This window comes from Pseudomonas sp. Irchel 3H9 (assembly GCF_900187495.1).
In the GTDB taxonomy this organism is placed as follows: Bacteria; Pseudomonadota; Gammaproteobacteria; order Pseudomonadales; family Pseudomonadaceae; genus Aquipseudomonas; species Aquipseudomonas sivasensis.
Window position 1 is genome coordinate 980,130 of the sequence record NZ_FYDK01000002.1, and the last position, 26,724, is coordinate 1,006,853.

Consider the following 26,724-nt stretch of genomic DNA (forward strand, 5'->3'; position numbering starts at 1 on the left):
TTCACCACATTTTTTGCAAAGGCTCGGATTGTGCGAAGAAATCTCGGACCCAACAGGCTTGTCGACGGAGGCCAGGGCTCATCTCGCAACGGGACAAACAGCAATATCCACCTGCCGCTTTTCACCAAAAAGGATACTTAAATGTCTATCTTCACGCACATCACCGTCGGCACCAATAATATGCAAAAAGCCCGCGATTTTTACGACCATGTATTGGGTGCGCTGGGACAAAAACGCATCATCGATTTAGAAGATGATGGCTCGGCCTGGGGGGAGAGCACCCCATCGTTCTACGTTCTGAAACCAGCCAACGGTGCTCCTGCAACCGTGGGTAACGGTGTCACTATTAGCTTCGCAGCACCCGACCGCGCAGCCATCGACTCCTTCCACGCCGCAGCGCTGGCCAGTGGGGGAACTGACGAAGGTACGCCGGGGCCACGAGACTGGGCACCCAACGCGTACGCTGCTTACGCGCGTGACCTCGACGGCAACAAGCTGGCTGCCTACTGTTTCACGCCAGCGTAGGGGTCAAGACACCTTGCTGACGAATAACTACGTTGAACCTGTGTCAGGATACCTCTGCCTTTTTCATCGCCGCCTCCCCTACCACCTCCCGAATCTTATCCATCAACGCCTGCGCCGCAGGCGATTGAAGCGCCCCCGCTCTGGAGATCAGGCCAATAGGTCGCGTGGTGTGGCTAAGGGAAAGCGGCAGTCGCACCAGCTCACCGCTGACCATTTCGTGTTCCAGTTGATGCGCCGAAACGGCAGCGAGCATGTCTGAGCGCAGCAACACACCGCGCAAAATCGCCAGATCGCCCGTTTCAATCACTGGGCTGGGTGCGGCGATGCCGATGTGGGCAAAAAACGCGTCTAGCAGTTGCCGTGCCGGAGAGCCGGCGCGAGGCAAGATCCAGCGGGCGGCACTCAAGTCCTCATAGGAAGGCGTCCGCTCCAGCCAAGGGTGGTCGCGGCGTACCAGGATCACCATTTCCTCCCGCAGCAAGGCTTCGCTATGCAGATCGCTGGCGTAGGCCGACGGGCGCAGAGCGCCGAGTACAAAATCCACATCGCCAGCGCGCATTTCACTGGCTAGCAGGTCAAACGGGCTTTCGTTTGTGACGACTCGTACGTGGGGGTGTTGCAGGGTCAGGCGCACGATGGCTTCTGGCAGTATTCCCGTGCGCCCGAGCGGCAAGGCCCCTACGTGCACGGCACCTTGAAGAGAACCACTCAACGCAGCGATATCCGCATCGATGTGACGCAGTTCATTCAGTGCTCGCCGAACTCGCAGCAACATTTCAAGGCACGCGCGGGTCGGCAGCAAACCGTGAGGCGTGCGTTCAAACAAGCCAGCACCACTGCCCTGCTCCAGCACTTTGATGGCGGCACTGATCGCGGGCTGCGAAACGCCAAGCGCACTCGCCGTGGTTTGCATATGGTGGGTTTCACAGAGTTTCGCGAACATTTCCAGGCGGCGGGTCTGGAACAGGTAAAGCGGCTCGGCCGAGTGGCCCAATACCTGCCCCAGCAAAGACGGAACGGCCAGCAATTCTTCCAAGGCCCGGCGAGCCCGAGGAATGACACGGTCTCCGTAATCGGTCAGACGCATACCATTGACGGTGCGTTCGAACAGCAAGGCGCCGAGGCGCTTCTCCAGCGCCAGGATGGCGCGTGTCACGACAGGCTGTGCACGAAATAGCACGGCAGATGCCTTGGATACGCTGCCGTATTCGACAACGCGAAGGAACGCGCGAACCTGCATCAAATTGGGCAACTCAGGACTGTGCATGCCTACCTGCCGAGTTTTTGAGAAAGCGGGTGCACAGCATGCATAACTCATCCCGATAAGTAAAACGCATACCTATTGCCGCCGAACGCATTATTCAACCTCCCCCTCAAATGCGACTGTGGGTGCTATCAAACAGCCGCAAGAAGAGCACTTCGATGATCAATAAAACAAAAACTGCATTAGTCGTCAGCGCCCACTCTGCCGATTTCGTTTGGCGCGCAGGTGGCGCCATCGCTCTGCACGCCCAACAAGGTTATGCCGTACACATCGTGTGCTTGTCCTATGGCGAAAGAGGTGAGTCGGCCAAGCTCTGGCGCAAAGGGGAGATGTCTGAAGACAAGGTCAAAACCGCGCGTCGCAGCGAGGCTGAAGCCGCAGCGGAGATACTTGGCGCGAGCGTGGAATTCTTCGACATCGGCGACTACCCGATGCGCGCCGATAAAGAGACGCTGTTTCGTTTGGCCGATGTGTTTCGTCGCGTGCAACCGGAGTTCGTCCTCAGTCACTCGATCAAAGACCCCTACAACTACGATCACCCGCTGGCGATGAACCTGACGCAGGAAGCGCGCATCATCGCTCAGGCCGAAGGCTACAAGCCTGGCGAAAAAATTGTGGGTGCCCCACCCGTTTACAGCTTCGAACCCCACCAGCCGGAGCAATGCGAATGGCGCCCGGATGTGCTGTTGGACATCACCGAAGTCTGGGACAAGAAATACGCCGCCATCCAGTGCATGGCTGGTCAGGAACATCTCTGGGAGTACTACACCCGTGTCGCCCTGCAACGCGGTGTGCAGGCCAAACGCAACGTGGGTATCGCCTCTACCCGTAACATCGTTTACGCCGAGGGCTATCAAAGCATCTTCCCAAGGGTGACGGAGAACCTGGCATGAGCACACTGATCGGAAAAACTGGAGTTGTCGTGCGCAACATTCCCCGTGGCGATTCGGCGCTGATCGACGAACTGGATCGCTTTGGTGTTGCTACCGTGCATGAAGCCCAAGGACGTAAAGGTTTGTTGGAATCGGCCATTCGTCCCATCCAGCAGAACCAGAGCATCAGCGGAACGGCGGTGACCGTGTTGGTTGCGCCGGGTGACAACTGGATGTTTCACGTGGCGGTCGAACAATGCCAACCCGACGATATCCTGGTGGTCGCGACATCGTCTCCCTGCACCGATGGATACTTCGGCGACTTGCTCGCCACCTCGTTGATGGCCCGAGGGGTACGTGCCCTGATTATTGACGCCGGGGTGCGCGATACCCGAACGCTTCGGGAAATGGGCTTCAAGGTATGGTCGCGGGCTGTGCATGCCCAAGGCACGGTCAAGGAAACCCTGGGTTCGGTCAACGTGCCCATCATCTGCGCCGGCCAATTGGTCGAGCCCGGGGACGTCGTAGTGGCAGACGATGACGGCGTGGTCATTGTGCGCCGCGAAGAATTGCCCGACGTGTTTGAAACCAGCCGAAAACGCGCCCAAATCGAAGAGCAGAAACGCGTGCGCCTGGCGGCTGGCGAGTTGGGCCTGGATATTTACGCGATGCGTCAGAAGCTCATCGATCGGGGCCTGACTTATTACGACAGCCTCACTGACGTACAAGGATGACCTTCATGCGCCAGACCCGAATTCCATGCCTCATGATGCGTGGAGGCACCTCCAAGGGCGCTTACTTCCTGGCTGACGATCTACCGCCGGAAGGTAAGCTGCGTGATCAAGTATTGCTGTCCGTCATGGGCTCACCCGATGCACGCCAGATAGATGGCATCGGCGGCGCAAATTCGCTGACCAGCAAGGTCGCCATCATCCGCCGCTCGGATCGCCCGGATGCTGATGTCGATTATCTGTTTGCTCAGGTTTCAGTCGAACAGGCTCAAGTTGATTACGGTCAGAACTGCGGAAACATCCTTGCCGGCGTCGGCCCCTTTTCAATCGAGCGTGAGCTGATCAGCGCAGACGAGTTGTTGACGACCGTGCGGATTTTCATGGTGAACACCGGGCAGATCGCGGTGGCTAAAGTCCCCACTCCAGGCCGCATCGTCGAGTACGCAGGTGATACCCGCATCGACGGTGTTCCTGGCACCAGTGCTTCTCTGATTGTCGAGTTCGAAGACATTGCCGGCTCCAGTTGCGGAGCGCTCTTGCCTACCGGAAATGCCATTGACCGCTTCGATGGCATTGAAGTGACGTGTATCGACAATGGAATGCCTGTTGTGCTGATCAGGGCGACTGATGTGGGGTGCACGGGCGATGAAAACCCCGAGCAACTGGACGCCAACATGGCGCTCAAAGCGTTGCTGGAATCGATCCGGCTGCAGGCGGGCCCGTTGATGAATCTGGGAGATGTGCGCGAGCGCACAGTACCGAAAATGTCCCTGATAGCAGCCCCCCGCAACGGAGGCGCTATTGGCAGCCGTACCTTCATTCCTCACCGCTGTCACACATCAATAGGGGTGTTCGGCGCTGTCAGTGTCGCCTCTGCCTGCCTGATTCAAGGGACAGTCGCGAGCAGTTTGGCCCAAGTAGAAACAGGTGATCGAGTCCAATTGTCTGTCGAGCATCCAACCGGCGAGTTCTCGGTGGAGCTGCGTGTAATTGACGGTCAGTTAGCCGGTTGCGGGTTGGTGCGCACGGCACGGCTGTTGTTCGAAGGCAACGTGCTCATTCCTGGCGACGTCTGGCAAAAACCGGTGAAATCGTAATGACCACGACCGTATCTATGATCGGCTTCGGCGAAGCCGGTGCCATTCTGGGCGAGGATCTTGCAGCACAGGGCGTGAAGATCTACGCCTATGATCGACTCCTTGAAAACCCGGCCAAACGAGCCGCGCTGCATGAAAAAGCCCAGCGGTGTGGCGTTCAACTGTGCGAGGGTGCGGCTCAAGCGATAGCGCTTGGCGAGTGGATCATTTCAGCCGTCACAGCGGATAACGCACTCGAAGTCGCACTGAACGCGGCGCCACTGATGAAGCCCGGACAACTGTTTATCGACATCAACTCGGTGGCGCCCTCTACGAAGCGGGCAGCAGCCAAAGCGATGGAGCTGCATGGCGTCGATTACATTGATGCCGCAGTCATGGCGCCGGTACCGCCACAACGCTTGAAAACACCCATCCTGTTAGGCGGCCAACACGCCACCCTGGTCGCTGAACGATTAAGCGGGCTAGGCATGAACGTGCGGGTAGTGGCTAATGTGATTGGCGTAGCGTCAGCGATAAAGATGTGTCGAAGCATCATGATCAAAGGCCTGGAAGCGCTCACCACCGAATGCCTGAGTACCGCTCGCCAGTACCATGCCGAGGGTGAGGTGCTGGCGTCATTGCACCAGAGTTTTCCGCAGATGGGTTGGGACAGCGCCCTACCCCACTACTTGATCAGTCGCGTGGCCGAGCACGGTCGGCGTCGCGCAGAGGAAATGAAAGAGGTCGCAAAAACCGCTCGCGACGTCGACGTGGTTCCGAACATGAGCCAAGCCATCGTCAGCGCTCAGCTCGGGCTCGTCGATGCCATGCTTGATGCCGATATTGATTACTCACACCTTGAGCCATTCGACTGGATAAACCTGATCGACACGGTGTATGGCAGCCCAATCGCTCATGAAAGCACTGTCCGGGAAAAGCGGTAACATAGCTTTTTTCCCAGAGTCGCACTCATGGATCTAAAACAGCTCGAATGTTTCGTACGGGTGGCCGAGTTCGGCAGCTTCACCAAGGCCGCCGCCGTACTGAACATTTCTCAGTCGGTCGTTAGCCGTCAGGTCAGGCAGCTTGAAGTCGAGCTGCAGGAGCATCTGCTCTTGCGAAATGGTCGAGGCGTCTTACTGACCGCTTCCGGGCAACGCTTGTTCGATCACGGCAAAGGCATCTTGCGGCAGGTGCAGGTGGCGCGTGAAGACCTGCGCGAACAACGCGATACGTTGTCTGGCAAGGTCGTCGTCGGGCTTCCTCCCAGTATTTCCCGACGCCACACTGTGGCAGTGGTCTCTGCCTTCCGAGAGCGCTTTCCTGACTGCATATTGGGGATCAAAGAAGGCCTGACTCATTCGATGCGCGAGTGGCTGCTCCTGGGTCGCCTCGATTTCGCACTGCTCTTCAATCCTGGCCACAGTGCACAACTGCAGTATGAGCACATACACTCAGAACCATTGATGCTCATAGGTAGCCAGCACTCGAACCTCCCTTCCCAGGTAGCGATGAAAGACTTGGGCCAATACCCTTTAATCACTCCCAGCGAACCTCACTCCATACGCCGCCTCATCGAGAATGAAGCGTCGAGGCATGAGGTGCATCTGAACGTTTGCCTGGAGGTCGATAGCATCCCGTCGCTATTGGAATTGATCAATCTCAACATGGGCTACGGCGTACTGTTTCGCTCGGCCTTGGCCAACGGCGACGGAAAACTCGAAGGACTCAAAGCTGCACAGATCGTTGATCCATCAATCCAGACGCACTTATTTATCGCAACGTTTGAGCAGCGCCCGCTGTCTCGCCTGGCACAACAGACCATGTCATTGGTTCGTGAGATCTGCATAGACTGAATAGACGCATGCAAAATCCGCATAACTGCTAGAGCCTGTGTCTTGTTGTTGTAAGGCGTCGAGGCGGCCACCATCGGCTATCGCTTCCGCTAACGATAATAAAGGACACGAGATGAAAAGCTGCCTCGCCCCTGACGCCAACCCAACAAAACCAAAGCAGCCGCTTCCTGTCGGTGCGTGGGATGCGCACTGCCATGTATTCGGTCCTGCGGCTGATTTCCCTTATGCCGATGATCGTAGCTATACCCCACCAGACGCCCCATTTGAAACATTGCAGGCATTGCACAACCACTTGGGATTCACGCGCGGTGTAATTGTCCAGGCCAGCTGTCACGGCAGTGACAATCGCGCAATGCTCGACGCTATTGCACGGAGTGAAGGACGGTATCGAGGCGTAGCAATCGTTGACGGCAGCGAAACCGATGAACAGCTTGCCGAGATGGACGCCGGCGGTGTTCGTGGCGTGCGGTTCAACTTCGTTGCACATCTGGGTGGCGCGCCAGACCTGGACGTCTTTGATAGCACTGTGGATCGCCTTGCGGATTTGGGGTGGCATGTCGTCCTGCACCTGGATGCACAAGACATCCTGACTTATGCCGAAAGATTGGCGCGGATACCCGTACCTTTCATCATCGACCACATGGGTCGCGTCAAAGCGCAGGATGGTATTGAGCAGCAGTCCTTCCTGGCATTGCAGCAACTGATGGAAAATCCGCTTGCGTGGGTCAAGGTATGTGGCGCAGAGCGTGTATCGGTCGGGCGGCGACCATTCGAAGATGCCGTTCCGTTCGCGCAGAAGCTGATTGAGCTAGCGCCGGAACGCGTCCTGTGGGGCACTGATTGGCCGCATCCAAACATCAGTAAAGACATGCCCAACGACGGCGGGTTGGTGGATCTGATGTTCAATTTCTGTGCCGATCCTCTGCTGCGTCAAAAACTGCTGATCGATAACCCGATGAAGCTCTACGGCCGTTAAGTGCACCCAGCTTTGCTGCACCTCCAAAAATAAGACTTACAGTGAGTGAAAGCCATGAACCCCAGCCCTGCATCTGCTCAGGCAGAAGTAACCCTTCCCGCCAAGGTGAAAACCAAGCCGCCGTTCTATCGCGCGATGTACTTTCAAGTCCTGCTGGGTATTCTCGCGGGAGTCGCCGTCGGCCATTTCTGGCCAACCTTTGCGGCCGATCTCAAGCCGCTGGGCGATGCATTCATCAAGCTGATCAAGATGATCATCGGCCCTGTAGTTTTCTGCACAGTCGTCACCGGCATCGCCGGTATGCGCGACCTGAAAAAGGTCGGTCGGGTCGGCGGGAAAGCACTGCTCTACTTCGAAGTCATTTCGACGGTATCGCTGCTGATAGGCCTTATCGGTGGGCACCTTTTCAATCCAGGGGCAGGCTTCAATGTCGATGTGAATACCCTGGACGCGTCGGCAGTCACCGGGTTCGCCGAGAAAGCTCAGCACATGCACATGGTCGAATTTCTGATGGGGATCATTCCCTCGACGTTTGTGCAGGCCTTTGCCGAAGGTAACGTGCTTTGCATATTGCTGGTCTCCGTGCTCTTCGGGTGCGCGCTGTCAGCCATGGGTGAGAAAGGCAAACCGGTCTACGACATGATCGAAGGGCTGTCCGGCGTGTTCTTTCGCATTGTTCACATCATCGCCAAGCTTTCCGCCATCGGCGCGTTCGGCGCCATCGCTTTCACCGTCGGTACTTACGGTGTCGGTGCGCTCCTGCCGCTGATGAAACTGGTCGGCAGCTTTTATATCCTGTGTGCATTGTTTGTCATCGTGGTGTTGGGTGGCGTGGCGAAAGTTTGCGGGTTCAGCATCCTGCGCTTTATCGCTTACATCAAAGAGGAGTTGCTGGTCGTGCTTGGCACCAGTTCATCGGAAGTGGTGCTGCCGCAGATCATGGAAAAGATGGAGCGACTCGGGTGCTCTAAGCCCGTCGTCGGGCTGGTCATTCCCACCGGCTACTCCTTCAACCTCGACGGTACCAACATCTATTTGACGATGTCGGTGCTCTTCATCGCTCAAGCGCTGAACATCGACCTGTCACTTTCTCAACAACTGACGTTAGTCATCGTGGCCATGCTCACTTCCAAGGGTGCCAGCGGTGTGTCAGGCGCCGCCTTTGTCATGCTGACCAGCACCTTGATGGTGGTGCCGCTTGTACCGGTGGCAGGCATGGTGTTGATTCTGGGTATCCACCGCTTCATGGGCACCGGACTCGCCATGACTAACCTGGTGGGAAACGGTGTCGCCGCGCTGGTTGTCTCAGCGTGGGAAAAAGAACTGGATCGCGACAAGCTCGCCCAGGAACTTGGCACCAAGCCGTAAACCTTCTGCTCTATCGATCACACCATTTCTAAACAGTCACTGTTCGGTCCAGCACCGAGCAGCGACTCCCTGCGTCAGGAAAATAATAAAAATGAACCGCGCCTTATATGTTGCTTTGCTCACACCTGCACTTATCTCCATCGACACCTCAATGGCCGATGATTTTATCGCGGACAGCAAGATTCGCCTGGAAGCACGAAACTTCTACTACAACGGGGATTTTCGTCAGGGAACGGGCGTATCCAAAAGAGAAGAATGGGCCCAAGGTTTTTTGCTCAACTATGAGTCGGGATACACACCGGGAATAATCGGCTTTGGCGCCGACGCACTGGTGTTTGCAGGTTACAAACTGGATTCGAGCCCAGACCGTTCCGGTAGCGGCCTGCTCCCCAAACGGGCTTCCGGTGAGGCCGTTGATGAATACTCAAAAGCAGGCTATGGCGTCAAACTCAAAGTATCTCAAACATCACTGCGCTACGGCATGTCATTGCCAAAGGTTCCAGTGCTTCAGTACAACAACAGCCGACTGCTTCCTCAGACGTTCCAGGGCTGGCAGATCAACTCTACCGACGTAGATCGCCTGACCCTGAACCTGGCGCAATTCGATAAGACAATCACACCCGACTCTACCGACCTTCAGGACATAACCCTCGCAGTGAAAGATGGTCGCTATCGTGCAACCGGTATCGGCGACAACTATCGATATGGCGGCGGGACCTACAAGCTGACGCCAGAACTGAGTGCAACGTACTTTTATGGCGAACTTGATGACGTTTACCGTCAGCAGTTCGCTGGATTGATACACAACACGCGCCTCGGCAAAGGCATGTTGACCACTGACCTGCGTGCCTTCTCAAGTCGTGATGTTGGCGCAGCCAAAGCGGGAGAGGTTGATAACCGCGCATATGCTGCCGCGCTCGGCTACGCCTTAGACAATGGGCATAGCGTCATGGCGTCCTACCAAGTCATGGGCGGTGCTACGGGCTTTCCTTACATCAATAACCCCTACCTGCCCAACTACGTTCAATACCACGACTTCGGAAGCGCAGGCGAACGTAGCTGGCAGCTGCGCTATGGCTACGACTTCGCAGCCATGGGTATCCCAGGGTTGAGCTTTTTCACGGCCTATATCCGGGGAGACGGCCTGAAGACGGTCGGTGCCGAGAAAGAGTGGGAACGTGATGTGGACGTAAACTACGCCTTCCAGGGATCGTTAAAGGGGTTCTCTGTGCGATTACGGAATGCAACCTATCGAAGTGACGCTGCCAGAGATATTGACGAGACACGCTTGATCGCAAGCTACTTGTTCACATCCTTTTAAACTTGGATCGAGTATCGATGCAAAGAAGTCAGTTCGAACGGGGCAAGTGATCTTGTAAGCCGGCTAAGGTTTCACGCCGCAAGCTTTTCCCTGACGTCGGGTGACCGAGAGTCGTTGAAGCTTTGAGGCCTGGCGATTTGTAGCGCGATACGCAGCGCCACACATCCGCTCGGGCCTCATACTCCGATCTGTAGCCAGTTTGGGTACCCACTCTGAATTCAAACGACCACAGTAGTGCCTCATCGGAGCGTTGCACCCAACACTCCCCTTTATCGCTCATGCTCTGCCTGAGCCGATCTTGCCCAAGGTACGACGCACACAGACTTCGAAGCCCTGTGATGCTTGAACGCCAAAAACTCTGTCCCGCTGAACTTACCTGTGAGCGATTAGGCAATTGCATTCTTGGTTAAGACGGTCGGTTCGGGTATCCCCATGAACCTTCTGACTCTCTCAGCAGAGTCCGCTTCTCGAATCTCTTGGGGAGAAGCATCAAGCTGGACTTTTCCATTTTCCATGAAAATGACTCGGTGAGAAATTGACATCGCGAACTCCATTTCGTGGGTGACGATCAGCAATGTCATGCCGTCATCAGCCAATCCCTTGATCACCTCCAGCACTTCTCCAACCAGCTCTGGATCCAGTGCTGAAGTGGGCTCATCGAACAGCATGATGTCTGGCGACATCGCCAGCGCACGTGCAATTGCCACTCTTTGCTGCTGACCTCCTGAAAGCTGATGCGGGTACTTGTGGGCATGCTCAAGCAGTCCAATGCGATCAAGGAGGGAATAGGCGTTAAGCTGACATTCATTCTTCGAGCCGCCGTGATGCAACGGTGCGAGCGTTACGTTATCGACCAGCGTTCGATGGGGGAACAAGTTGAAGCTTTGGAAAACCATTCCTATGTGTTTTACGCGTCGCCGAAAGGCACGCAGGTTACCGCCATCCAGTGTGTCCTTTTCGATGAAGTCGGCGCCAAAGAGCTTGATGCTTCCCTTATCAATTTTTTCCAGCCCGTTAATGGTTCTGATGAGAGAGGTTTTGCCTGAACCAGATGGGCCAATGATGGAAAGAACCTCGCCCTTCCTGATCGACAAGTCGATTCCTTTCAGAACCTCATGACTCCCATAGCTCTTATGCAAATCCTGAAGATGCAGCACTGTATCGCCCTCGTATGAACGGCGCAGGCTTTCCTGTTTAAAGTTCTCCGTGGATTTTCTTAAAGCGTTGGCCTGGTCACTACCCAGGGTATGCGGCTTACGCAGGCTAAGATCCAGTGAGCGCTCGAAACGCTCAAGCATGTATCCGAACACCGTAACGATTAACACGTAATACACCGCAACAGCTGCCAACGTCTCCATCACCAAAAAATTCTGGGAGTACAAGCGCTGACCGACCGTGAGAATCTCTGTGAGGGAGATGACGGATGCCAGCGATGTCAGTTTTACGATGGTGACGTATTCGTTGATCATCGTCGGCAGCGATATACGAATGGCCTGAGGGATGACAATAAGCCATTGCGCGCCGACCGTACCGATGGCCAGCGCCTTTCCGGCCTCCTTTTGCCCCTTGGCAACAGAAATCAGTCCCCCTCGATGAATCTCAGCCATGTACGCCGCTTCGGTGATCACCAGGGCAATGAGGCCCGAATAAAACGGATTCGAAAGCAGTCCACCGGAAGAAGGAATCAGTTGCGGTAGGTTGTAGGTAAAAACGATCAAGACCAACAGGGGAACGCTGCGGAAAAACCATATGTACACCGAAGCTGAGCCGCGAAGTAATGGGGAACTCGACATCTTGGCCAATGCCAGAAGAAACCCCAGAAGACCGCCCAGCAGCCATGCCGCAGTACTGAGCTTGATGACCTGAAGACAGGCTACCCAAAACGAATCCACCGCGAAGAGGGAGACGAAGTAACTCCAATCAAATGACATAGTTGCCCCTTGATAACGCCACCGCTATAAACAGCGGTGGGCTATGCTTGTTATTCTGAGATGGGTTCAAGGCTGTACTTTTTGAGGATGATCTCGTATTCGCCGCTTGCTCTGCTTAGCGACAATGCTTTCATCAGAGCTGCGTGCGTGGCGCTGTTGCCTTTCTTGACGAAGATCCCCAGAGTTTCAGGGTAAATGAGTTCTTTAGAGCTGATGACTACTCGACCTTTGGTTCGCTCGGAAATGATGTGAGCCGCACCTGCGATCTCTACTTGAGCCTGCACGTTGCCGGAAAGCAACGCTTGGGTCGCCTCTGGCGCAGATGGATACTCGCTCACCATCACTGCGGCTTTATTATTGGGTATGCAGTATGCCTCAGACAGTATTTGCAGTTTCGGAAGCCACGAGTTCCCTTGCTCCAATCCAATCTTTTTGCCACATAGATCTTCCGGAGATTGAGGCTGAAATACGCTGTCCCGTGCCACTAAAATGGCTGATCCTGTTTTGGCGTAGGGAATGACCAGCGCCTGGGTCTGACGCTCGGCTGTGATGTACATACCTGAGATAATCGCGTCGTATTTTCCCGCGTTGAGTCCGTTGATCAGGCTCAGAAACTTTGTGTCGATGAACTCCACTTTCCTGTCCAAAGACTTTCCTATCGAAGCGGCAAGCTCAGGGTCCGCCCCCACAATATTGTTCTCGGCGTCGTAGTATTCAAACGGTGGGTAGGTGATCTCCATGCCAAACTTCAAAGGAGATTGTTCTTCAGCGTGGACTAGCGGCACTCCAAATCCAATGACTGCAACTAAAGAAAAGCTTTTCACGAGGGCGTGCTTGTTCATGGCGTTTCCATTATTGAGAGGGCAGGAACGAAAAGGGCTCTTATATTTTTCTTGTTATGCGCAATAACGGATATAGCAGAAGCCTATTTTTAAACCTATCACTACGCAATCAACGACAGTAGTAATCTTTTTGAGAGGAAATTATGTGCAACCCACCCTGCCAGGCCAGTTCCACGATCCCGTGATCATAATCGCCTGCAAACGTATCATAAGTTTTTTTACACATATGCGGATCCGGAGTAACAATATTTTTATTCATACTGCGGATTTGCACATGTATCTGGCAGGCGCGCTCTAACATATAAATACTGTGAAAAGCTTCGCCAATAGTCCGCCCGCCGACGATGATTCCGTGATTTCGCAAGAGCATGGCGTTGGAATCACCAAGGCTATTAATCATATTTTGCTGTTCCAATTTGGTATCTATGAAAGAGCCGTAGGTGTGGTATTTGAGTTGCTCGTAAAACTTCATTGCATGCTGAGACAATGGCGGCAACCCTTCTTCAAGTGCCGAAACTGTAATTCCTGCCGCAGTGTGGGTATGTATTACGCAGGCCATATCGGGCCGGGCATTATGAATCGAAGAGTGGATCAAGGCACCTGCGATGTTCATCGCTTCGGACGTACCATTGGTACCAACACACAGTCCATCGAATCCAACTTTCACAAGATCACTCGCCTGCATCTTTTCAAACGGCACACCGTAGCGATTGATGAGAAAGACTCCCGGTTCTCCAGGAATGCATGCCGAGGCATGGGAGTCGACGAGGTCTGTCATGCGGTAGTAGGCCAGTAGACGGAAAAGAGCCGCAAGGTCACAACGAGTTGACCACTCCTGCGCGCTGATACCTTCGAGTGTGTTCATTTATTGGGCGCTCTCACAGTGTTGTTATTGGCTGACACCATATGAAATTAACTTTTCAGTGCCTATTCGCATTTTGTTATATTGGGTATTGGGCAAACCAATACGAGTACTATTTCATGGGTTTCCGACCGACCACCGCGATAAATTCCGGCGAATTGCGTTCTGTGAGCGAACGAATGGACTGGAATCTGCTGAAAACATTTTGTGTCGTGGCGATCGAGAAAAGCATAAGCAAGGGAGCAGCACGGCTAAATTTGTCTCAGCCCGCCGTGAGTCAGGCGATCAAACGCCTGGAGGAACAGCTTGGAGCTACGTTGATCGAGAGGGATAGTCACAGATTTGAAATTACCGAAGTAGGAATTTCGCTTTTAAAGATCGCTCTAGCGGCCAGAAAAAATATTCAGGAAGTTGATGCAGTCCTGAATGAAAAACGAGGCAACATTAAAGGCGCCATACGCATACTCACGGTCAGCGGTGTAAATTCCCCACTGTACGACAAAGTTTTACGAGAAATGCATTCGGACTTTCCAGAGGTCACATTCAACATTGAAGTTGCAACCACTCAGGAAATAATCAGCGCAATACAACGCAACGTAGTTCCGTTTGGCATTGGAATCAGTCAGCCCGGGGAGGTTGACATAAAACAATCCATACTTACCCGCGAGGAGACATTCTTCTACTGCAGTAACTATCACCCACTTTTCAACGAAGAGTCGGTGACACTTAATCAAATCAAAGCCACAAAACTGGTCAGTTTTTCAGGGGAGTCCTTGGGAGGCACCCTATCTAAGTTGTCTGAGCACTATGGCAGTCATTATATACACCAGCAGATATCTGCCTCATCAGCGAATACGGCAGAGATGTTGCGGCTTGTACTGGCGGGGATAGGGATAGGTTCTCTCCCCGAGCACCTAGGTAGGGAGTATGAGGAGCGAGGGCTTCTGCGAAAGCTCCTACCAGAAACGAGCGTTTGTGAGGTCTTGATTGTAATGATGTGGAGCCCCCATCAAGTACACACTGAAGCCGAGGCTATTTTTCTCGACAGAATGCGGGCTGCATTAAACTTGGAGTGATATCGGCAATATCAGAAATAAGCCATGGATCATCAAGCTTTGCATATTGGCTCAACTTGCATAAGCCGCAGAAGTCGACGACGCTAAAGTAGTCGCAGCCGTGTTTTCATTAAGGGCGGCGCCTCAAAGCTACCTCCTGCTTCGCTTTACGTCTCCAAACCGCCATCAGTAACCCATCAATGACCAAATCGCTGGTCATCTGCGACGTCATTGACCAGCCAACGACTTAACGAGAAAACAGATCCAGCACCACAGCCAAATATAGGCAGCGCTCATACGTGCGAATGCAGGTGATGTCCGGCGATCCGGACAGTCTCCAGGCTCCCTCAGGCACGCTGTTCATCTGATCATTTCCGCCTTGGCCTGCCGTTCAATACTCAATGATATCCATGGCGGCAGTTTCACCGCGATGCACCTGCGGCGCTGCCAAACACAAGGTATTGCGCCCCAGGCCCTTGGCTTCATACAGAGCGGCATCTGCCCGCGCAAGCAGGCTGGCCGTGGTGTCATCCGGGTTTGGCACCACGCAGCAGACTCCGATACTGATGCGCGCCGAGATGGCTGCCTCGCCAAACCGAGCCGGTGAATCAGCGACCGATGCGCGCAATTCGTCCAGAACCTTCACCGCGTCTTCGGGGCTGGTGCGGGGAAGTAACACCAGGAATTCCTCACCCCCATAGCGACCAATACTGTCGGACTCACGAATTCGCTGGGTGAGATGATTGACGCAATGGCAAATCACCTCATCGCCCGCCAGGTGTCCATACACATCATTGATCTGCTTGAAATGGTCGATGTCGACCATCGCCACGGCCAGGTAGGCAGCGTCTCGGCGCGCGCGCTCCAACTCTTTGGAAAACTGTTCCAGCACGGCTCTGCGATTGAGAATACCGGTCAGCACGTCGCGTAACGCCAGGCGCTGGAATAACGACTCGCTGCGTTCTTTGGCCAGCAGCACCAGTCCGAGAGAGATCATCATCGCGGTGAACGTGCCGATACTGACGGAGATGGTTTGCTTGAGGTTGCTGACGTCATAGCGCATCTCGGCGGCTCCCCCGCCGATGATGGCGACCACCCGCATGCCAAGGCCGATCAGGCTGATACTTGATCCGATGATCAACAACATGCGCGCGCGCCCCTGAGCGGGTATGTAGCGGCGCGTCCAATAGATGATCAAGGCGCATTGCACCATCAACACCAGCGTGGCGGCGAGCATGCGCGGTTCCAAGGTGTCGATCAGGCTTGCCATCAAGGCAAGCATCAAGGCAGCAGGCGCAAATATCCGCCACCAGGAGACGCGCAACTCAACGATCCGAAAGATGCTGGCCCCATAAAAAGCCAGCGCCACCGCCAGCAATGTGTTGGCAGCCCCATAGGTCAACCACAACGGGGCGTGGCCGAACAAGGTGTATCCAATGTAAGCCAGGGCATGTGCCGCCAAACCAAAGCCAATGGTCAGCAAGCCGTCGCGCTGGTTGAACTGGCCGACCAATATCAGACAAAACGCCATGATCGTCGCCACTAAGGCGACGCAGGCAAAAAGCGTGGGGGTATGGGCAATCATGACGTCTCACCAGGCGCTGTCAGGAGCAGCTCTGGTGCAGTTTAGTTGAGTAGGCTGTCAGTCTGTCGGCCATCTGCAGCATTGTCTTCGCGCCTGTCAGGGCAGCGCTTAGATACTCAAGAGCTCGGCTACGGGCAGTCGATTGGTAGTCTTCATTTCTCGCAGGGACAGGTTCGAGCGAATACTCGAAACGCCAGGAAGCTTCCTGAGTACTTTTTCGACAAAGCGGCTGTAGCTGTCCAAGTCCCGTGCAACCACCTCAAGTAGAAAGTCCGCCTCGCCTGTTGTGTTATGGCAACTCAAAACCTGAGGTGCCGCCTGAATAATCTTTTCAAACGTTGCCGTGGCTTCTTCGCTGTGATCGGTGCAAGAGATCTGGACAAACGCCTTCAGGCCCAGCCCTAGTTTCTTTCGATTGAGAATGGCTTGGTATCCCTCGATAACCCCGCACTCTTCAAGCCGGCGTTGCTTGCGCCAGCAGGACGCTTCGCTGAGGGACAGCTGCTCAGCCAGCTTGACGTTCGACAGCTTGCCGTCGCGCTGCAAACGTTCCGATATTGCAATGTCCGCCTTATCAAGCTGCTCAAGCATGAAATAACTCCTCAAATTAAGACTTAAAAATGAAGGTTAATTTCAATTTCCGGGTGACGTCAATTGCAACTTGAAGGGTAATTTCAAGGGGTTCATCCATAATGGAAATGCCTGGATCGTGACACTTCAACGTCACATCGCCCATCCAAACATAGGTCATTTGAATGAAAGCAGTCGTCTACGAAGCCTTTTCCAAGCCGCCGCGCCTGATGAACGTGGCAGACCCGTCCCCGGAACGTCATGGTGTGGTTATCCAGGTGCTTGGCACAGGGGTATGTCGCAGCGACTGGCATGGTTGGAAAGGTCATGACCCCGACATTGAGCTGCCCCATGTACCGGGTCATGAGCTGGCGGGCATCGTGGCCGAGGTGGGCAACGACGTCACGCAATGGAAGGTCGGCGACCGTGTGACCGTGCCGTTCGTGGGCGGGTGTGGTGCCTGCGCCGAGTGCAATAGCGGCAATCAGCAGGTATGCCACACGCAGTTCCAGCCAGGCTTTACTCATTGGGGTTCTTTTGCCGAATACGTCGGTATCCATCAGGCCGATCTGAACCTGGTCGCGCTGCCTGAGAGCATGGATTTCGCTACCGCTGCAAGCCTGGGTTGTCGGTTCGCCACCTCGTTCCGCGCAGTCGTTGACCAAGGAAAAGTCAGTGCCGGTCAATGGGTCGCGGTTCACGGTTGCGGAGGCGTAGGCCTGTCTGCCGTGATGATCGCCCAAGCCATTGGCGCGAACGTGATCGCCATCGATATTTCCCAGGACAAACTCGACCTGGCACGCGCGCTCGGCGCTGTCGCCACGATCAATGCCCAGTGCGTGGCGGACGTCGCCGAAGCCGTGCTGGAAATCACTCAGGGCGGTGCCCACGTATCGCTGGACGCATTGGGCCACCCAACCACCTGCTTCAACTCCATCAACAACCTGCGCCGTCGCGGCAAGCACGTTCAGGTGGGGCTGATGCTCGCTGATCACGCCACGCCGGCAATCCCCATGAGCAAGGTCATCGCCCACGAACTTGAGATCTACGGGAGCCACGGCATGCAAGCGCACCGCTATGACGCCATGATCGAAATGATCACCTCCGGCAAGCTGGCGCCTGAAAAACTCGTGGGCAAGACCATCAGCCTGGAGCAGTCGATCGACGCATTGATCCATATGGACCGGTTTGAGACGGCGGGCGTCACCGTCATCACCGAGTTTTAATGCATGGCGCCACATTGAGCGGCGCTGAATTCACTAAAAATCCAGCGTTCACATGGGTGATCGCGCCCGCTGAAAACACGCGGACACCCTCCCCCTTACTGACTCAGCGATAGACCGGAAAACGACGGCACAGCGCGACCACGTGTTCGCGCACACGCCGCCCGACCTTGTCGCTGTCGCCGTTTTCCAGTGCGTCCAGCACGTCGCACAACCAGCCAGCCACTTGCTTGCAAGTCTCCACGTCAAACCCGCGGGTGGTCACCGCCGGGGTGCCGATGCGAAGGCCGGAGGTCACAAACGGTGAGCGCGGGTCATTGGGCACCGAGTTTTTGTTGGTGGTGATGTAGGCACGGCTCAGCGCCGCGTCGGCGTCCTTGCCGGTGTAGGGTTTGTCGGACAGGTCGATCAGCATCATGTGGTTGTCGGTGCCGCCCGACACGATTTTGTACCCGCGCTGTTGCAACACTCCGGCCATGGCCCTGGCGTTGATCACCACGCGGGTCTGGTAGACGCTGAACTCCGGCGTAAGCGCCTCCTTGAATGCCACGGCCTTGGCCGCGATCTGGTGCATCAGCGGGCCGCCCTGCACGCCGGGAAACACCGCGGAGTCGAGCTTTTTGTAGAAGGCTTCATCCTGACCTTTGGACAAAATCAAACCGCCCCGTGGCCCGCGCAGGGTTTTGTGCGTGGTGCTGGTGACCACATGCGCATGGGGAAGTGGGTCCGGGTATTCGCCCGCAGCGACCAGCCCGGCGACATGGGCCATATCGACCCAGAAAATCGCCCCGACCTTGTCGGCAATGCTGCGCATGCGTGCCCAGTCCTTGTAGCGCGAATACGCGGAAAAACCACCGATCAACATTTTGGGGCGCGCTTGCAGCGCGATTCGCTCCATCTCGTCATAGTCGAGAAAGCCGGTTTCCGGGTTCAGTCCGTAAGGCACGATGGTGTAGTGACGCCCCGAGAAATTGGCGGGGTTGCCGTGGGTCAAATGACCGCCCTGGGCCAGGTTCATGCCCATCACCGTATCGCCGGGGTTGATCAGTGCGAGGAAGACCGCCGCGTTGGCCTGGGCGCCCGCATGGGGTTGCACGTTGGCGTAGTCGCAGTTGAACAGCGCCTTGACCCGCTTGATGGCCAGCCGCTCGGCGACGTCGACGCACTCGCAGCCGCTGTAATAGCGCTTGCCGGGGTAGCCTTCGGCGTACTTGTTGGTGAGCACCGAGCTCTGGGTTTTCATCACCAGCGGGCTGGCATAGTTTTCCGAGGCTATCAGCTCGATATGGTCTTCCTGACGATGTTCTTCGTTCTGAATGGATTCATACAGCTCAGGGTCGAAAGCGTTCAGGGTCAGCGTCGAGTCGTACATGTGCAAAGTGTCCTTGGTCAAGAATTCAAACGGTCGGTGACAGCAGGCGCGTGATGCGTACGGCGATGTCGTCGATCTGTGCGTCATTGCAGGTCAGCGGCGGCATCAGGCGCACGGTGGTGGCCCGTCTGACGGTGATCAGCAGACGTTGTCGCAACCGTTTCGGCCTGTGGGGTCGCCGTCCTTTCACGGCGCGGCAACTGCCTATTGAGCACGGCGTAGGCTGCCAGGCCGATGACCAGGCCCCAGAACGCGCCGCCGATGCCCAGCACGGTGATATTGGCCGCGCAGGCCAGAAAGGTGATCAGCGACGCTTCCCGGGATTTCACGTCCGCCATGGCATTGGCCAGGCTCGCGCCGAGTGTGCCCAACAGCGCCAGCCCGGCCAGGGTGGTGATGAAGGTCGCCGGGAAGGCCATGAACACCGCGGCCAGGGTCACGCCGAAGATCCCCACCAGGATGTAGAAGATGCCCGCGGCAACGCCTGCGACCCAGCGCTTGGACGGGTCTTCGGAGGCTTCCTTGCCCGTGCAGATGGCGGCCGTGATGGCGGCGATGTTGAAGGCATGGGAACCGAACGGCGCCATCAGCAGAGAACCTAGCCCGGTCACGCTGAGGATCGGGTTGGCACTGGTGTTGAAGCCGTCACTGCGCAGCACCAGCATGCCCGGCATGTACTGCCCCGTGAGGGTGATCAGAAACAGCGGCAGCGCGACGCTCAACAACGCATTGACCGAGAACTCGGGGCGTGTGAACACCGGAGTCGCGAACTCCAGCGCCAATCCCGTGAAGTCCACGCGCTCCTGCATCAGCAAAAAGCCAAGCCCCAGCACCAGAATGCCGACCACTGCGTAGCGCGCACTCAAGCGCTTGAACAGGATGTAGGCGCCGATCAACACGCCGACCAATAGCGGGTCGACGCTCATGCTGGCGAACGCACCGATGCCGAACTGCAGCAGAATGCCGCCCAACAAGCCCGCTGCCACACCTGGCGGGATCAGCCGCACGGCTTTCTCAAAGTAACCGGACACGCCCAACAGCACGAACGCTGCCGCCGAAATCATGTAGGCGCCGATGGCCTCGGCGTAGGGCGTGGTCCCCAGGGCGACGATCAAAAACGCCGCCGCAGGCGTCGACCAGGCGGTGATGATCGGCTCGCGGCTCACCCCACTGAGAAACATCCCGGTCACCCCTACCCCGATCGACACAGACCAAACCCACGACGCCGTCAACTCAGGGCTGAGCCCGGCAACCTTGGCGGCCTGAAACACCAGGATGAACGTGCCGCCGTAATTGACGATCACTGAAATCAACCCGGCAACCACCGGGTGCAGCAGGTCCCGCAGATGCACGGACGAGGGGGATTGAGTAGATGACATAGGTCTTGGCTCCTTGCTGGACGATGTATCCATCCGGTCGCTGTTAAGCGGTCATTTATAGCGTTTGAATGGCAGGTTTAACCCCTACGCTTTAGCGCAGCCGACCAGACCACTTGGCGTGGTCCGTCAAGCATGCTCTCGCGCAAACGCGCTCATGAACCCCCATAACGCCTCGAACGCCGGCACTGAAACGGCGTTGAAACCGTGGGATGGCGAGGGCCAGAGTCTACGGATAAACTGGCCTGCCACTACCTGCCATTTCATGGAATGAGAGCAGACCACATGGCAAAGACCTTCGAGCTTGAAACCCTGAAGATGCGCCTCAACGACGCCGAGTTTCAGCTGCTGGATCTGCACCAGCGGATCCAACGTGCATTACGTGCGCTGATCCTCGACGGCGCCCTCGGCCCCGGCTTGAAACTGCCCGCCACGCGGGTGCTGTCCAAGTCATTGGGGTGCGCACGCGACACCGTTGAGAACGCCTATGTGCAGCTGCATCGGGACGGGTTTATCGTGCGCCGCGAAGGCGCCGGCAGTTACGTCTGCGACACGGTGGGCGTCGAATTGCGCGGTGCCGGCCGCCGACGCCTCAAGGCTCAGGAAACCAGGAGCAGCGTCGCCGCACCGGGCGCCGAACTCAGCCAGCGCGGGCGGATGATCTTCGACACCGGCGGCGTGCGCGATCAGCAAGTCATCAAGGCATTCGCCACCGGCCTGCCGGAAACCCGCAGCTTCCCGACGGATGTGTGGGAGCGTTTGCAGCGCCAGGTCATGAAGGACTATCGCGCCAGCGTGCTGCTGCATGGCGACCCACAAGGCGCCGAGCCCCTGCGCAAAGCGATTGCCACCTACCTGAACCTCGAACGCGGCGCCAAATGCTCACCCGACCAGGTGCTGGTGTTGAGCAGCACACGTCAGGCGTTGTACCTGTGCGCGCAATTGCTGGTGGACGCCGGCAAGCCGATCCTGCTGGAAAACCCCGGCTATTACGGCGCCCGCAAGGCCTTCCAAATTGCCGAAACCAAGGTGATGCCCATTGATGTCGATGAACACGGCATCCGCACCGACATGCTTTATGCCGACCGCAGCGGCGCCAACTGTGTGTATGTCACGCCCTCTCACCAGTACCCCACCGGCGCGACCTTGCCCCTGGAGCGGCGACTTGAGTTGATCAATTGGGCGGCGCAAAAAGGCAAGTGGATCATCGAGGATGACTACGACAGCGAGTTCCATTACGACGGGCAACCCACGGCCTGCGTGCAGGGCCTGGACAAGTATCAGCGCACGCTCTACATCGGCACCTTCAGCAAGACCCTCTACCCCGGCCTGCGCATGGGGTACATGGTGCTGCCCTCTGAGCTGGTGAAGCCCTTTGCCTATGCCCGCAGCATGATGGACGGCCACACACCGCAAACACTGCAACTGACCCTGGCGCGTTTTATGGAAGACGGTCATTACAACGCCCATGTGCGGGCCATGCGCAAGCTGTATGCCGGACGCCGCTCGATCATGCACGACGCGATCGGCAAGTACCTGAGCACCGTGGTCACCGCCGAATTGCCGCCGGGCGGGTTGCAGATCCCCTGCCTGCTGAAAGCCGGATGGTCCGAGGAGAAAACCATCCGCCAGGCGGCTACTGCCGGCGTGCAACTGTCCGGCCTCAGCGGCTTGTACGCGGGCGAACCGAAGCAACAAGGCTGGCTGCTGGGCTACTCCTCCCTGACCGCGCATGAAATAGAAGCCGCCATGTTGCGCCTGGCCAGCGCCCTGAAAATCTAATGGCCCAGCGCGCAGTTCAGCAGCAGTTGCCGGGCTTGTGCGGCCATCCGCGCGCCGTGGCAAGCGCCTGGGATGATCAGGCGTGGACGTTCCTGTCGGGCGATCTGCTCGACCTGATCCAGTCGACCCTGTGCGTCACCGGATGCACGCCATAGTTGAGGGCCTGGACAAGTTGAACGCAGCGCCATGGGACAAATGCCCACCTGACTTGAGGTCCAGGCCCAGGATCTTGTCCCCCCGGTTTCAGCAAAAACAAAACCAGCATATCCCCCCGCCAACCATTAAAAAAAGCAGCCCTTTGGCACCGATAACATCGTTTCTCGGGGGCACCGCTTATCCCTATATTGATCCGCACTATCTGTGTGAACGACTCAACGTTCACCCCTCAGTGCGAGTAGTCTCAATGAACAAAAAACCTGACAGCGCAGGGCTTGATAATGCGGGCGCCGGGACACGGGCGGTCTGGGGTGGAGAGCAAGTCAGGCATCCCTATAACGCCACGCAGGCGCCTATTGTGCTCAGTGCGGCGTATGGTTACGACGATATCGACGTCTGGTACGACGTCGCCATGGGTAAAGCCCCGGGCTTTATCTATAGCCGCATGAGCAACCCGACGGTCGAGACCCTCGAAGCCAAGATTGGTGAGTTGGAGAAAGCCGAATCCGCAGTCGCATTCAGCAGTGGCATGGCGGCCATCAGCAGTGTGCTTTATACCTTCCTGGCCCAGGGTGACCGCGTGGTGTCGACCAAGGACAGTTACGGCGGCACCAACAAGATTTTCGAGGAGTTCCTGCCGCGCACGGGGGTGGAGGTGACCTTGTGCGAGACGTTCGATCACGAGGCGATCGAACGGGAAATCGCCAGGGGCTGTCAGGTGGTGTACCTGGAAACGCCGACCAATCCGACCCTGAAGATCCTTGATATCCAACGCCTGGTTGCGGCGGCCAAACGCGTGGGCGCGCTAGTGGTAGCCGACAACACGTTTGCCACACCACTCAATCAGAACCCCTTGGCCCTGGGGGTCGATGTGGTCATTCACAGCGCGACCAAATTCCTCAGTGGTCATGGTGACGTATTGGGCGGCCTGGTCTGCGGCAGTGAAGCCCTGATGGCCAAGGTTCGGCATTACCGTGAAATCAACGGTGCCACCCTTGATCCACTCTCGGCTTACATGATCATTCGCGGCATGAAAACCCTGGTGCTGCGCATGCGTCAGCAGCAACACAGCGCCCGTGCCCTGGCAGAATTTCTCTGCACAGAGCCGCTGGTGGCTTCGGTCAATTATCCCGGCCTGGCCGACCACCCGAACCACGCGGTGGCGTGTGCGCAGATGGGCGGTTTTGGCGCCATTGTCAGCTTCGTACTTGTTGGCGGCATGGACTCGGTCAAGCTGCTGCTGCCACGCCTGCGATTTGCCCACTGTGCGGGCAATCTCGGTGCGGTGGAAACCATTTACGGCCCTGCGCGCACTACCAGTCATGTGGAAAACACGCTGGAGGAGCGCCAGGCGCTGGGCATTTCGGAAGGATTAGTGCGGGTTTCGGTGGGTATCGAAGACACCGACGATCTGCTCGACGATTTAAAGCAGGCATTCGCATTTGTCAGGGGTTTGCGCGATGAAAAAAGTCAGCAGCCCGCCTTCAGCGAGGGCGTGAACTGACCTTTCAAACCTCACGACAGGGCCGTCTGTGAGGCGTTTCATGAAGAGGAATAATAATAAAACTGTGTGGCGACGCTTCTATCTGCCCTCACTACTTTCATGAGAACAACCATGTCCATAACAGAAGAAAAAACCAACACGCGTGCCGGCTTCAAACAGGAAATGCAGACGCGCCACATTGTCATGCTGGCCTTGGGTGGCGTGATTGGCACCGGACTCTTTCTAACCTCCGGCTATACCGTTAACCAGGCAGGCCCGCTGGGTGCGGTGATCGCCTACATCATCGGCGCACTCATGGTGTACATGGTGATGATGTGCCTCGGCGAGCTCGCAGTGCAGATGCCGGAAACCGGCTCGTTCAGCACGTACGCGACCCGTTTTCTCGGCCCAGGCACCGGCTACACCGTGGCCTGGCTGTATTGGCTGACGTGGACGGTGGCGATTGGTTCGGAGTTCACCGCCGCCGGCATCCTGATGACGCGCTGGTTTCCTGACACGCCCGTGTGGATCTGGAGTGCATTGTTTGCCGGGGCGGTATTTTTTACCAACGTGGTCTCGGTCCGTTTGTTCGCCGAGACTGAGTTCTGGCTGTCCCTGATCAAAGTGGTGACGGTCGTGGTGTTCCTGATCATCGGCGGCGGCGCCATTCTCGGCCTGCTCAATATCGATCAGGCCCACAGTATCGGCCTCGGTAACTTCACACGCGAAGGCTTGTTCCCCACCGGTTTCATGTCGATTGCCATGACCTTGCTGGCGGTGTCGTTCGCGTTTTCAGGCACCGAACTGATCGGTATCGCCGCCGGTGAAACCAAGGACCCGCAACGCAATGTGCCACGGGCCATCCGCACCACCGTGCTGCGCCTGGCTATCTTTTTCGTCGGGACCATTTTCGTGCTGGCGACGTTGCTGCCGCGTGAGCAGGCCGGTCTGGTCGAAAGCCCCTTCGTCACCGTGTTCACCTACATCGGTATCCCCTACTCCGCCGACATCATGAACTTCGTGATCATCACCGCGCTGTTGTCGGCGGCCAACTCCGGGCTGTACGCCGCCTCACGGATGCTCTGGACCCTGAGCGACCAAGGGCACCTGCCCAAGCAGTTCTCCCACTTGACCCGCATGGGCACCCCATTGAACGCCATCGTACTGAGCATGGTCGGTGGCGGCGCATCCCTGCTCAGCAGCGTGTTTGCCGCCGACACGGTGTACCTGGCGCTGGTGTCGATTTCCGGGTTGGCGGTGGTGGTGGTGTGGATGAGCATCGCCGCGAGTCAAATTGCATTCCGCCGTCACTTCGTGGCCAATGGCGGCGACGTGCGCGACCTCAAATTCAGGGTCCGGGGTTACCCGTGGGTGCCTTTGGGCGCACTGGTGTGCTGCAGCCTTGCTTGTGTGGGGATCGCGTTCGACCCGGAACAGCGCGTCGCGTTGTACTTCGGTTTGCCCTTCATCGCCTGGTGCTACTTCGTGTATTACATTACCCGTAACAGCCGCGAACGACGCTTGTCGCTCGCCACCACGGTTCAGCCGTCCCCCTAGACGGTATGGGCAAGCGTGCTGAGTACCGCGTCAATAAGGTCCAGACCATGAAGCAAAAGCCGCTCCCTCCGTTGAACTGGCTGCGCGCGTTCGAGGTGTCCGCCCGGAGCCTGAACTTTACTCACGCCGCCGACGAACTGTGCCTGACCCAGGGCGCGGTCAGCCAGCAGATCCGCCAACTGGAAAGTCATCTGGGCGTGGCGCTGTTCAAGCGCCTGCCCCGTGGACTGGGGCTGACCGAAGAAGGCCAGGCTTATCTGCCGGTGGTGCAGGATGCAATTACACGGCTGGCGGTGGGCACCAACGAGATTTTTGGCCAGCACAAACGGCGGCCGATCAAGGTGCGCGGCAGCCTGGCGTTTTTCGTCCACTGGCTGGCGCCCAAGCTGGTGGACTTTCGTCAGGCTCACCCCCACGTCGATATCCGCTACATCAGCAATATCTGGATCAAGGAACTGGACGGCGAAGACGATATGGAAATTCGCTGGGGCCATGGTCAATGGCCTGGCCTCGTGTCCCAGCGGCTGACCTGGGACACCTTGTTCCCGGTCTGCTCACCCGCCCTGATGGCGCGATCACCGCTGACGGTGGCGAGCGACGTTGCGCGGCATACGTTGTTGCATGTGCTGGGTTACGAAGAGGGTTGGGGATACTGGCTGAAGATGGTCGGCGCGGACGACGTCGATTCGTCCCGTGGCATGCAGTTCGACACATTGATCTCGACGTTGCGCATGGCCGAACTTGGGCAAGGGATTGCGCTGGCACGCTCCTCAATGGTTGACGAGATGCTCCAGGACGGGCGTTTGATCGAGCCCTTCGACCAGCGCATCGAAGCCAGCGAGTCGTTCTACCTGGTACGCGGCTCCGGGGCAGACCAGCACCCCGACGCCATGATGTTTTCTACCTGGCTGGTCGAGCAGGCCCATCGCTACAAATAAATG

At 56.9% G+C, this 26,724-nt stretch carries 24 protein-coding genes and 1 pseudogene; 15 read left to right on the forward strand and 10 right to left on the reverse strand.

Features of this window, described 5'->3' with window-relative positions; genetic code table 11:
* The first annotated feature begins 141 nt into the window (after positions 1 to 141).
* Positions 142 to 525 carry a VOC family protein gene (locus CKW32_RS10370; protein WP_095184825.1) on the forward strand — a complete coding sequence of 128 codons (384 nt, stop codon included), beginning with the start codon at positions 142 to 144 and terminating at the stop codon, positions 523 to 525.
* Between the two features lie 43 nt (positions 526 to 568).
* On the opposite strand, the gene CKW32_RS10375 is transcribed toward CKW32_RS10370, so the two are convergent.
* The gene (locus tag CKW32_RS10375) at positions 569 to 1,792 is read right to left on the reverse strand and encodes a LysR family transcriptional regulator (RefSeq protein ID WP_095184826.1); all 1,224 of its coding nucleotides are present in this window, start codon (positions 1,790 to 1,792) and stop codon (positions 569 to 571) included.
* Positions 1,793 to 1,947: 155 nt separating this feature from the next.
* Here CKW32_RS10375 and galB point away from each other — a divergent pair, with 155 nt between their 5' ends.
* The 8 genes from galB (at position 1,948) to CKW32_RS10415 (ending at position 9,989) form a co-directional block, all read left to right on the forward strand.
* The gene (galB, locus tag CKW32_RS10380) at positions 1,948 to 2,682 is read left to right on the forward strand and encodes a 4-oxalmesaconate hydratase (RefSeq protein WP_032891429.1); all 735 of its coding nucleotides are present in this window, start codon (positions 1,948 to 1,950) and stop codon (positions 2,680 to 2,682) included.
* Positions 2,679 to 3,395 carry a 4-carboxy-4-hydroxy-2-oxoadipate aldolase/oxaloacetate decarboxylase gene (locus tag CKW32_RS10385; RefSeq protein ID WP_032891427.1) on the forward strand — a complete coding sequence of 239 codons (717 nt, stop codon included), beginning with the start codon at positions 2,679 to 2,681 and terminating at the stop codon, positions 3,393 to 3,395. The genes galB and CKW32_RS10385 overlap by 4 nt, the downstream gene beginning before the upstream one ends.
* Positions 3,396 to 3,400: 5 nt before the next feature.
* Positions 3,401 to 4,489 (forward strand): 4-oxalomesaconate tautomerase, encoded by a 1,089-nt coding sequence (locus CKW32_RS10390; RefSeq protein ID WP_095184827.1) that lies wholly within the window; start codon positions 3,401 to 3,403, stop codon positions 4,487 to 4,489.
* Positions 4,489 to 5,412: an NAD(P)-dependent oxidoreductase gene (locus CKW32_RS10395; protein WP_095184828.1), complete on the forward strand. Its 924-nt coding sequence runs from the start codon at positions 4,489 to 4,491 to the stop codon at positions 5,410 to 5,412. Before CKW32_RS10390 ends, CKW32_RS10395 begins: the two co-directional genes overlap by 1 nt.
* 27 nt (positions 5,413 to 5,439) lie before the next feature.
* The gene (locus CKW32_RS10400) at positions 5,440 to 6,324 is read left to right on the forward strand and encodes a LysR family transcriptional regulator (protein ID WP_032891421.1); all 885 of its coding nucleotides are present in this window, start codon (positions 5,440 to 5,442) and stop codon (positions 6,322 to 6,324) included.
* Between the two features lie 112 nt (positions 6,325 to 6,436).
* The gene (locus CKW32_RS10405; RefSeq protein ID WP_095184829.1) at positions 6,437 to 7,300 is read left to right on the forward strand and encodes an amidohydrolase; all 864 of its coding nucleotides are present in this window, start codon (positions 6,437 to 6,439) and stop codon (positions 7,298 to 7,300) included.
* Positions 7,301 to 7,354: 54 nt separating this feature from the next.
* On the forward strand, positions 7,355 to 8,668 hold the full coding sequence (locus CKW32_RS10410) for a dicarboxylate/amino acid:cation symporter (RefSeq protein ID WP_095184830.1): 1,314 nt from the start codon (positions 7,355 to 7,357) through the stop codon (positions 8,666 to 8,668).
* A 91-nt stretch (positions 8,669 to 8,759) separates the two neighbouring features.
* Complete coding sequence (locus CKW32_RS10415; protein WP_032891418.1) at positions 8,760 to 9,989, forward strand: OprD family porin; 1,230 nt, start codon at positions 8,760 to 8,762, stop codon at positions 9,987 to 9,989.
* A gap of 386 nt (positions 9,990 to 10,375) precedes the next feature.
* Here the strand turns inward: CKW32_RS10415 and CKW32_RS10420 are convergent, their stop codons facing one another.
* From CKW32_RS10420 to CKW32_RS10430, 3 genes are all read right to left on the reverse strand, one after another.
* The gene (locus tag CKW32_RS10420) at positions 10,376 to 11,920 is read right to left on the reverse strand and encodes an amino acid ABC transporter permease/ATP-binding protein (RefSeq protein ID WP_095184831.1); all 1,545 of its coding nucleotides are present in this window, start codon (positions 11,918 to 11,920) and stop codon (positions 10,376 to 10,378) included.
* Positions 11,921 to 11,970: 50 nt separating this feature from the next.
* Positions 11,971 to 12,762 (reverse strand): transporter substrate-binding domain-containing protein, encoded by a 792-nt coding sequence (locus CKW32_RS10425; protein WP_095184832.1) that lies wholly within the window; start codon positions 12,760 to 12,762, stop codon positions 11,971 to 11,973.
* 109 nt (positions 12,763 to 12,871) lie between these two features.
* Positions 12,872 to 13,627 carry a class II aldolase/adducin family protein gene (locus CKW32_RS10430; protein WP_032891414.1) on the reverse strand — a complete coding sequence of 252 codons (756 nt, stop codon included), beginning with the start codon at positions 13,625 to 13,627 and terminating at the stop codon, positions 12,872 to 12,874.
* Positions 13,628 to 13,803: 176 nt separating this feature from the next.
* On the opposite strand from CKW32_RS10430, the gene CKW32_RS10435 reads away from it, so the two are divergent.
* The gene (locus CKW32_RS10435; RefSeq protein WP_095185027.1) at positions 13,804 to 14,700 is read left to right on the forward strand and encodes a LysR family transcriptional regulator; all 897 of its coding nucleotides are present in this window, start codon (positions 13,804 to 13,806) and stop codon (positions 14,698 to 14,700) included.
* 130 nt (positions 14,701 to 14,830) lie between these two features.
* Here CKW32_RS10435 and CKW32_RS28395 read toward each other — a convergent pair.
* The 3 genes and pseudogenes from CKW32_RS28395 to CKW32_RS10450 all read right to left on the reverse strand — a co-directional run.
* A pseudogene (locus CKW32_RS28395) lies at positions 14,831 to 14,998 on the reverse strand (DDE-type integrase/transposase/recombinase); the annotation flags it as partial.
* A 72-nt stretch (positions 14,999 to 15,070) separates the two neighbouring features.
* Positions 15,071 to 16,264, reverse strand: a complete 1,194-nt coding sequence (locus CKW32_RS10445; RefSeq protein ID WP_095184833.1) for a GGDEF domain-containing protein — start codon at positions 16,262 to 16,264, stop codon at positions 15,071 to 15,073.
* A 108-nt stretch (positions 16,265 to 16,372) separates the two neighbouring features.
* Positions 16,373 to 16,855, reverse strand: a complete 483-nt coding sequence (locus CKW32_RS10450; RefSeq protein ID WP_032891412.1) for an Lrp/AsnC family transcriptional regulator — start codon at positions 16,853 to 16,855, stop codon at positions 16,373 to 16,375.
* A gap of 164 nt (positions 16,856 to 17,019) precedes the next feature.
* Here CKW32_RS10450 and CKW32_RS10455 point away from each other — a divergent pair, with 164 nt between their 5' ends.
* On the forward strand, positions 17,020 to 18,060 hold the full coding sequence (locus CKW32_RS10455; RefSeq protein WP_032891411.1) for a zinc-dependent alcohol dehydrogenase family protein: 1,041 nt from the start codon (positions 17,020 to 17,022) through the stop codon (positions 18,058 to 18,060).
* A 103-nt stretch (positions 18,061 to 18,163) separates the two neighbouring features.
* Here the strand turns inward: CKW32_RS10455 and glyA are convergent, their stop codons facing one another.
* Together glyA and CKW32_RS10470 are read right to left on the reverse strand one after the other, a co-directional pair.
* Positions 18,164 to 19,429, reverse strand: a complete 1,266-nt coding sequence (gene glyA / locus CKW32_RS10460; protein WP_095184834.1) for a serine hydroxymethyltransferase — start codon at positions 19,427 to 19,429, stop codon at positions 18,164 to 18,166.
* Between the two features lie 83 nt (positions 19,430 to 19,512).
* Positions 19,513 to 20,808: a benzoate/H(+) symporter BenE family transporter gene (locus tag CKW32_RS10470; protein WP_256585289.1), complete on the reverse strand. Its 1,296-nt coding sequence runs from the start codon at positions 20,806 to 20,808 to the stop codon at positions 19,513 to 19,515.
* Positions 20,809 to 21,090: 282 nt separating this feature from the next.
* Between CKW32_RS10470 and CKW32_RS10475 the strand changes: the two genes are divergently transcribed.
* Positions 21,091 to 22,587, forward strand: coding sequence for a PLP-dependent aminotransferase family protein (locus tag CKW32_RS10475; RefSeq protein ID WP_095184835.1), 1,497 nt, complete (start codon positions 21,091 to 21,093; stop codon positions 22,585 to 22,587).
* Here CKW32_RS10475 and CKW32_RS28520 read toward each other — a convergent pair.
* Positions 22,584 to 22,775: a hypothetical protein gene (locus CKW32_RS28520; protein WP_256585290.1), complete on the reverse strand. Its 192-nt coding sequence runs from the start codon at positions 22,773 to 22,775 to the stop codon at positions 22,584 to 22,586. The two genes, CKW32_RS10475 and CKW32_RS28520, sit on opposite strands and share 4 nt — an antisense overlap.
* 215 nt (positions 22,776 to 22,990) lie before the next feature.
* Here CKW32_RS28520 and CKW32_RS10485 point away from each other — a divergent pair, with 215 nt between their 5' ends.
* The 3 genes from CKW32_RS10485 (at position 22,991) to CKW32_RS10495 (ending at position 26,721) form a co-directional block, all read left to right on the forward strand.
* Positions 22,991 to 24,247: a cystathionine gamma-synthase family protein gene (locus CKW32_RS10485; protein WP_095184836.1), complete on the forward strand. Its 1,257-nt coding sequence runs from the start codon at positions 22,991 to 22,993 to the stop codon at positions 24,245 to 24,247.
* A gap of 111 nt (positions 24,248 to 24,358) precedes the next feature.
* Positions 24,359 to 25,783 carry an amino acid permease gene (locus CKW32_RS10490; RefSeq protein ID WP_095184837.1) on the forward strand — a complete coding sequence of 475 codons (1,425 nt, stop codon included), beginning with the start codon at positions 24,359 to 24,361 and terminating at the stop codon, positions 25,781 to 25,783.
* 47 nt (positions 25,784 to 25,830) lie between these two features.
* Positions 25,831 to 26,721, forward strand: a complete 891-nt coding sequence (locus tag CKW32_RS10495; RefSeq protein WP_032891405.1) for a LysR substrate-binding domain-containing protein — start codon at positions 25,831 to 25,833, stop codon at positions 26,719 to 26,721.
* Positions 26,722 to 26,724 lie beyond the last annotated feature (3 nt).

Excerpts from the sequence above, each read along its gene's own strand:
- CKW32_RS10370 (WP_095184825.1), top strand. The coding sequence starts at position 142 with ATGTCTATCTTCACGCACATCACCGTCGGCACCAATAATATGCAAAAA.
- CKW32_RS10375 (WP_095184826.1), bottom strand. The coding sequence starts at position 1,792 with ATGCACAGTCCTGAGTTGCCCAATTTGATGCAGGTTCGCGCGTTCCTT.
- galB (WP_032891429.1), top strand. The coding sequence starts at position 1,948 with ATGATCAATAAAACAAAAACTGCATTAGTCGTCAGCGCCCACTCTGCC.
- CKW32_RS10385 (WP_032891427.1), top strand. The coding sequence starts at position 2,679 with ATGAGCACACTGATCGGAAAAACTGGAGTTGTCGTGCGCAACATTCCC.
- CKW32_RS10390 (WP_095184827.1), top strand. The coding sequence starts at position 3,401 with ATGCGCCAGACCCGAATTCCATGCCTCATGATGCGTGGAGGCACCTCC.
- CKW32_RS10395 (WP_095184828.1), top strand. The coding sequence starts at position 4,489 with ATGACCACGACCGTATCTATGATCGGCTTCGGCGAAGCCGGTGCCATT.
- CKW32_RS10400 (WP_032891421.1), top strand. The coding sequence starts at position 5,440 with ATGGATCTAAAACAGCTCGAATGTTTCGTACGGGTGGCCGAGTTCGGC.
- CKW32_RS10405 (WP_095184829.1), top strand. The coding sequence starts at position 6,437 with ATGAAAAGCTGCCTCGCCCCTGACGCCAACCCAACAAAACCAAAGCAG.
- CKW32_RS10410 (WP_095184830.1), top strand. The coding sequence starts at position 7,355 with ATGAACCCCAGCCCTGCATCTGCTCAGGCAGAAGTAACCCTTCCCGCC.
- CKW32_RS10415 (WP_032891418.1), top strand. The coding sequence starts at position 8,760 with ATGAACCGCGCCTTATATGTTGCTTTGCTCACACCTGCACTTATCTCC.
- CKW32_RS10420 (WP_095184831.1), bottom strand. The coding sequence starts at position 11,920 with ATGTCATTTGATTGGAGTTACTTCGTCTCCCTCTTCGCGGTGGATTCG.
- CKW32_RS10425 (WP_095184832.1), bottom strand. The coding sequence starts at position 12,762 with ATGAACAAGCACGCCCTCGTGAAAAGCTTTTCTTTAGTTGCAGTCATT.
- CKW32_RS10430 (WP_032891414.1), bottom strand. The coding sequence starts at position 13,627 with ATGAACACACTCGAAGGTATCAGCGCGCAGGAGTGGTCAACTCGTTGT.
- CKW32_RS10435 (WP_095185027.1), top strand. The coding sequence starts at position 13,804 with ATGGACTGGAATCTGCTGAAAACATTTTGTGTCGTGGCGATCGAGAAA.
- CKW32_RS10445 (WP_095184833.1), bottom strand. The coding sequence starts at position 16,264 with ATGATTGCCCATACCCCCACGCTTTTTGCCTGCGTCGCCTTAGTGGCG.
- CKW32_RS10450 (WP_032891412.1), bottom strand. The coding sequence starts at position 16,855 with ATGCTTGAGCAGCTTGATAAGGCGGACATTGCAATATCGGAACGTTTG.
- CKW32_RS10455 (WP_032891411.1), top strand. The coding sequence starts at position 17,020 with ATGAAAGCAGTCGTCTACGAAGCCTTTTCCAAGCCGCCGCGCCTGATG.
- glyA (WP_095184834.1), bottom strand. The coding sequence starts at position 19,429 with ATGTACGACTCGACGCTGACCCTGAACGCTTTCGACCCTGAGCTGTAT.
- CKW32_RS10470 (WP_256585289.1), bottom strand. The coding sequence starts at position 20,808 with ATGTCATCTACTCAATCCCCCTCGTCCGTGCATCTGCGGGACCTGCTG.
- CKW32_RS10475 (WP_095184835.1), top strand. The coding sequence starts at position 21,091 with ATGGCAAAGACCTTCGAGCTTGAAACCCTGAAGATGCGCCTCAACGAC.
- CKW32_RS28520 (WP_256585290.1), bottom strand. The coding sequence starts at position 22,775 with ATGGCGCTGCGTTCAACTTGTCCAGGCCCTCAACTATGGCGTGCATCC.
- CKW32_RS10485 (WP_095184836.1), top strand. The coding sequence starts at position 22,991 with ATGAACAAAAAACCTGACAGCGCAGGGCTTGATAATGCGGGCGCCGGG.
- CKW32_RS10490 (WP_095184837.1), top strand. The coding sequence starts at position 24,359 with ATGTCCATAACAGAAGAAAAAACCAACACGCGTGCCGGCTTCAAACAG.
- CKW32_RS10495 (WP_032891405.1), top strand. The coding sequence starts at position 25,831 with ATGAAGCAAAAGCCGCTCCCTCCGTTGAACTGGCTGCGCGCGTTCGAG.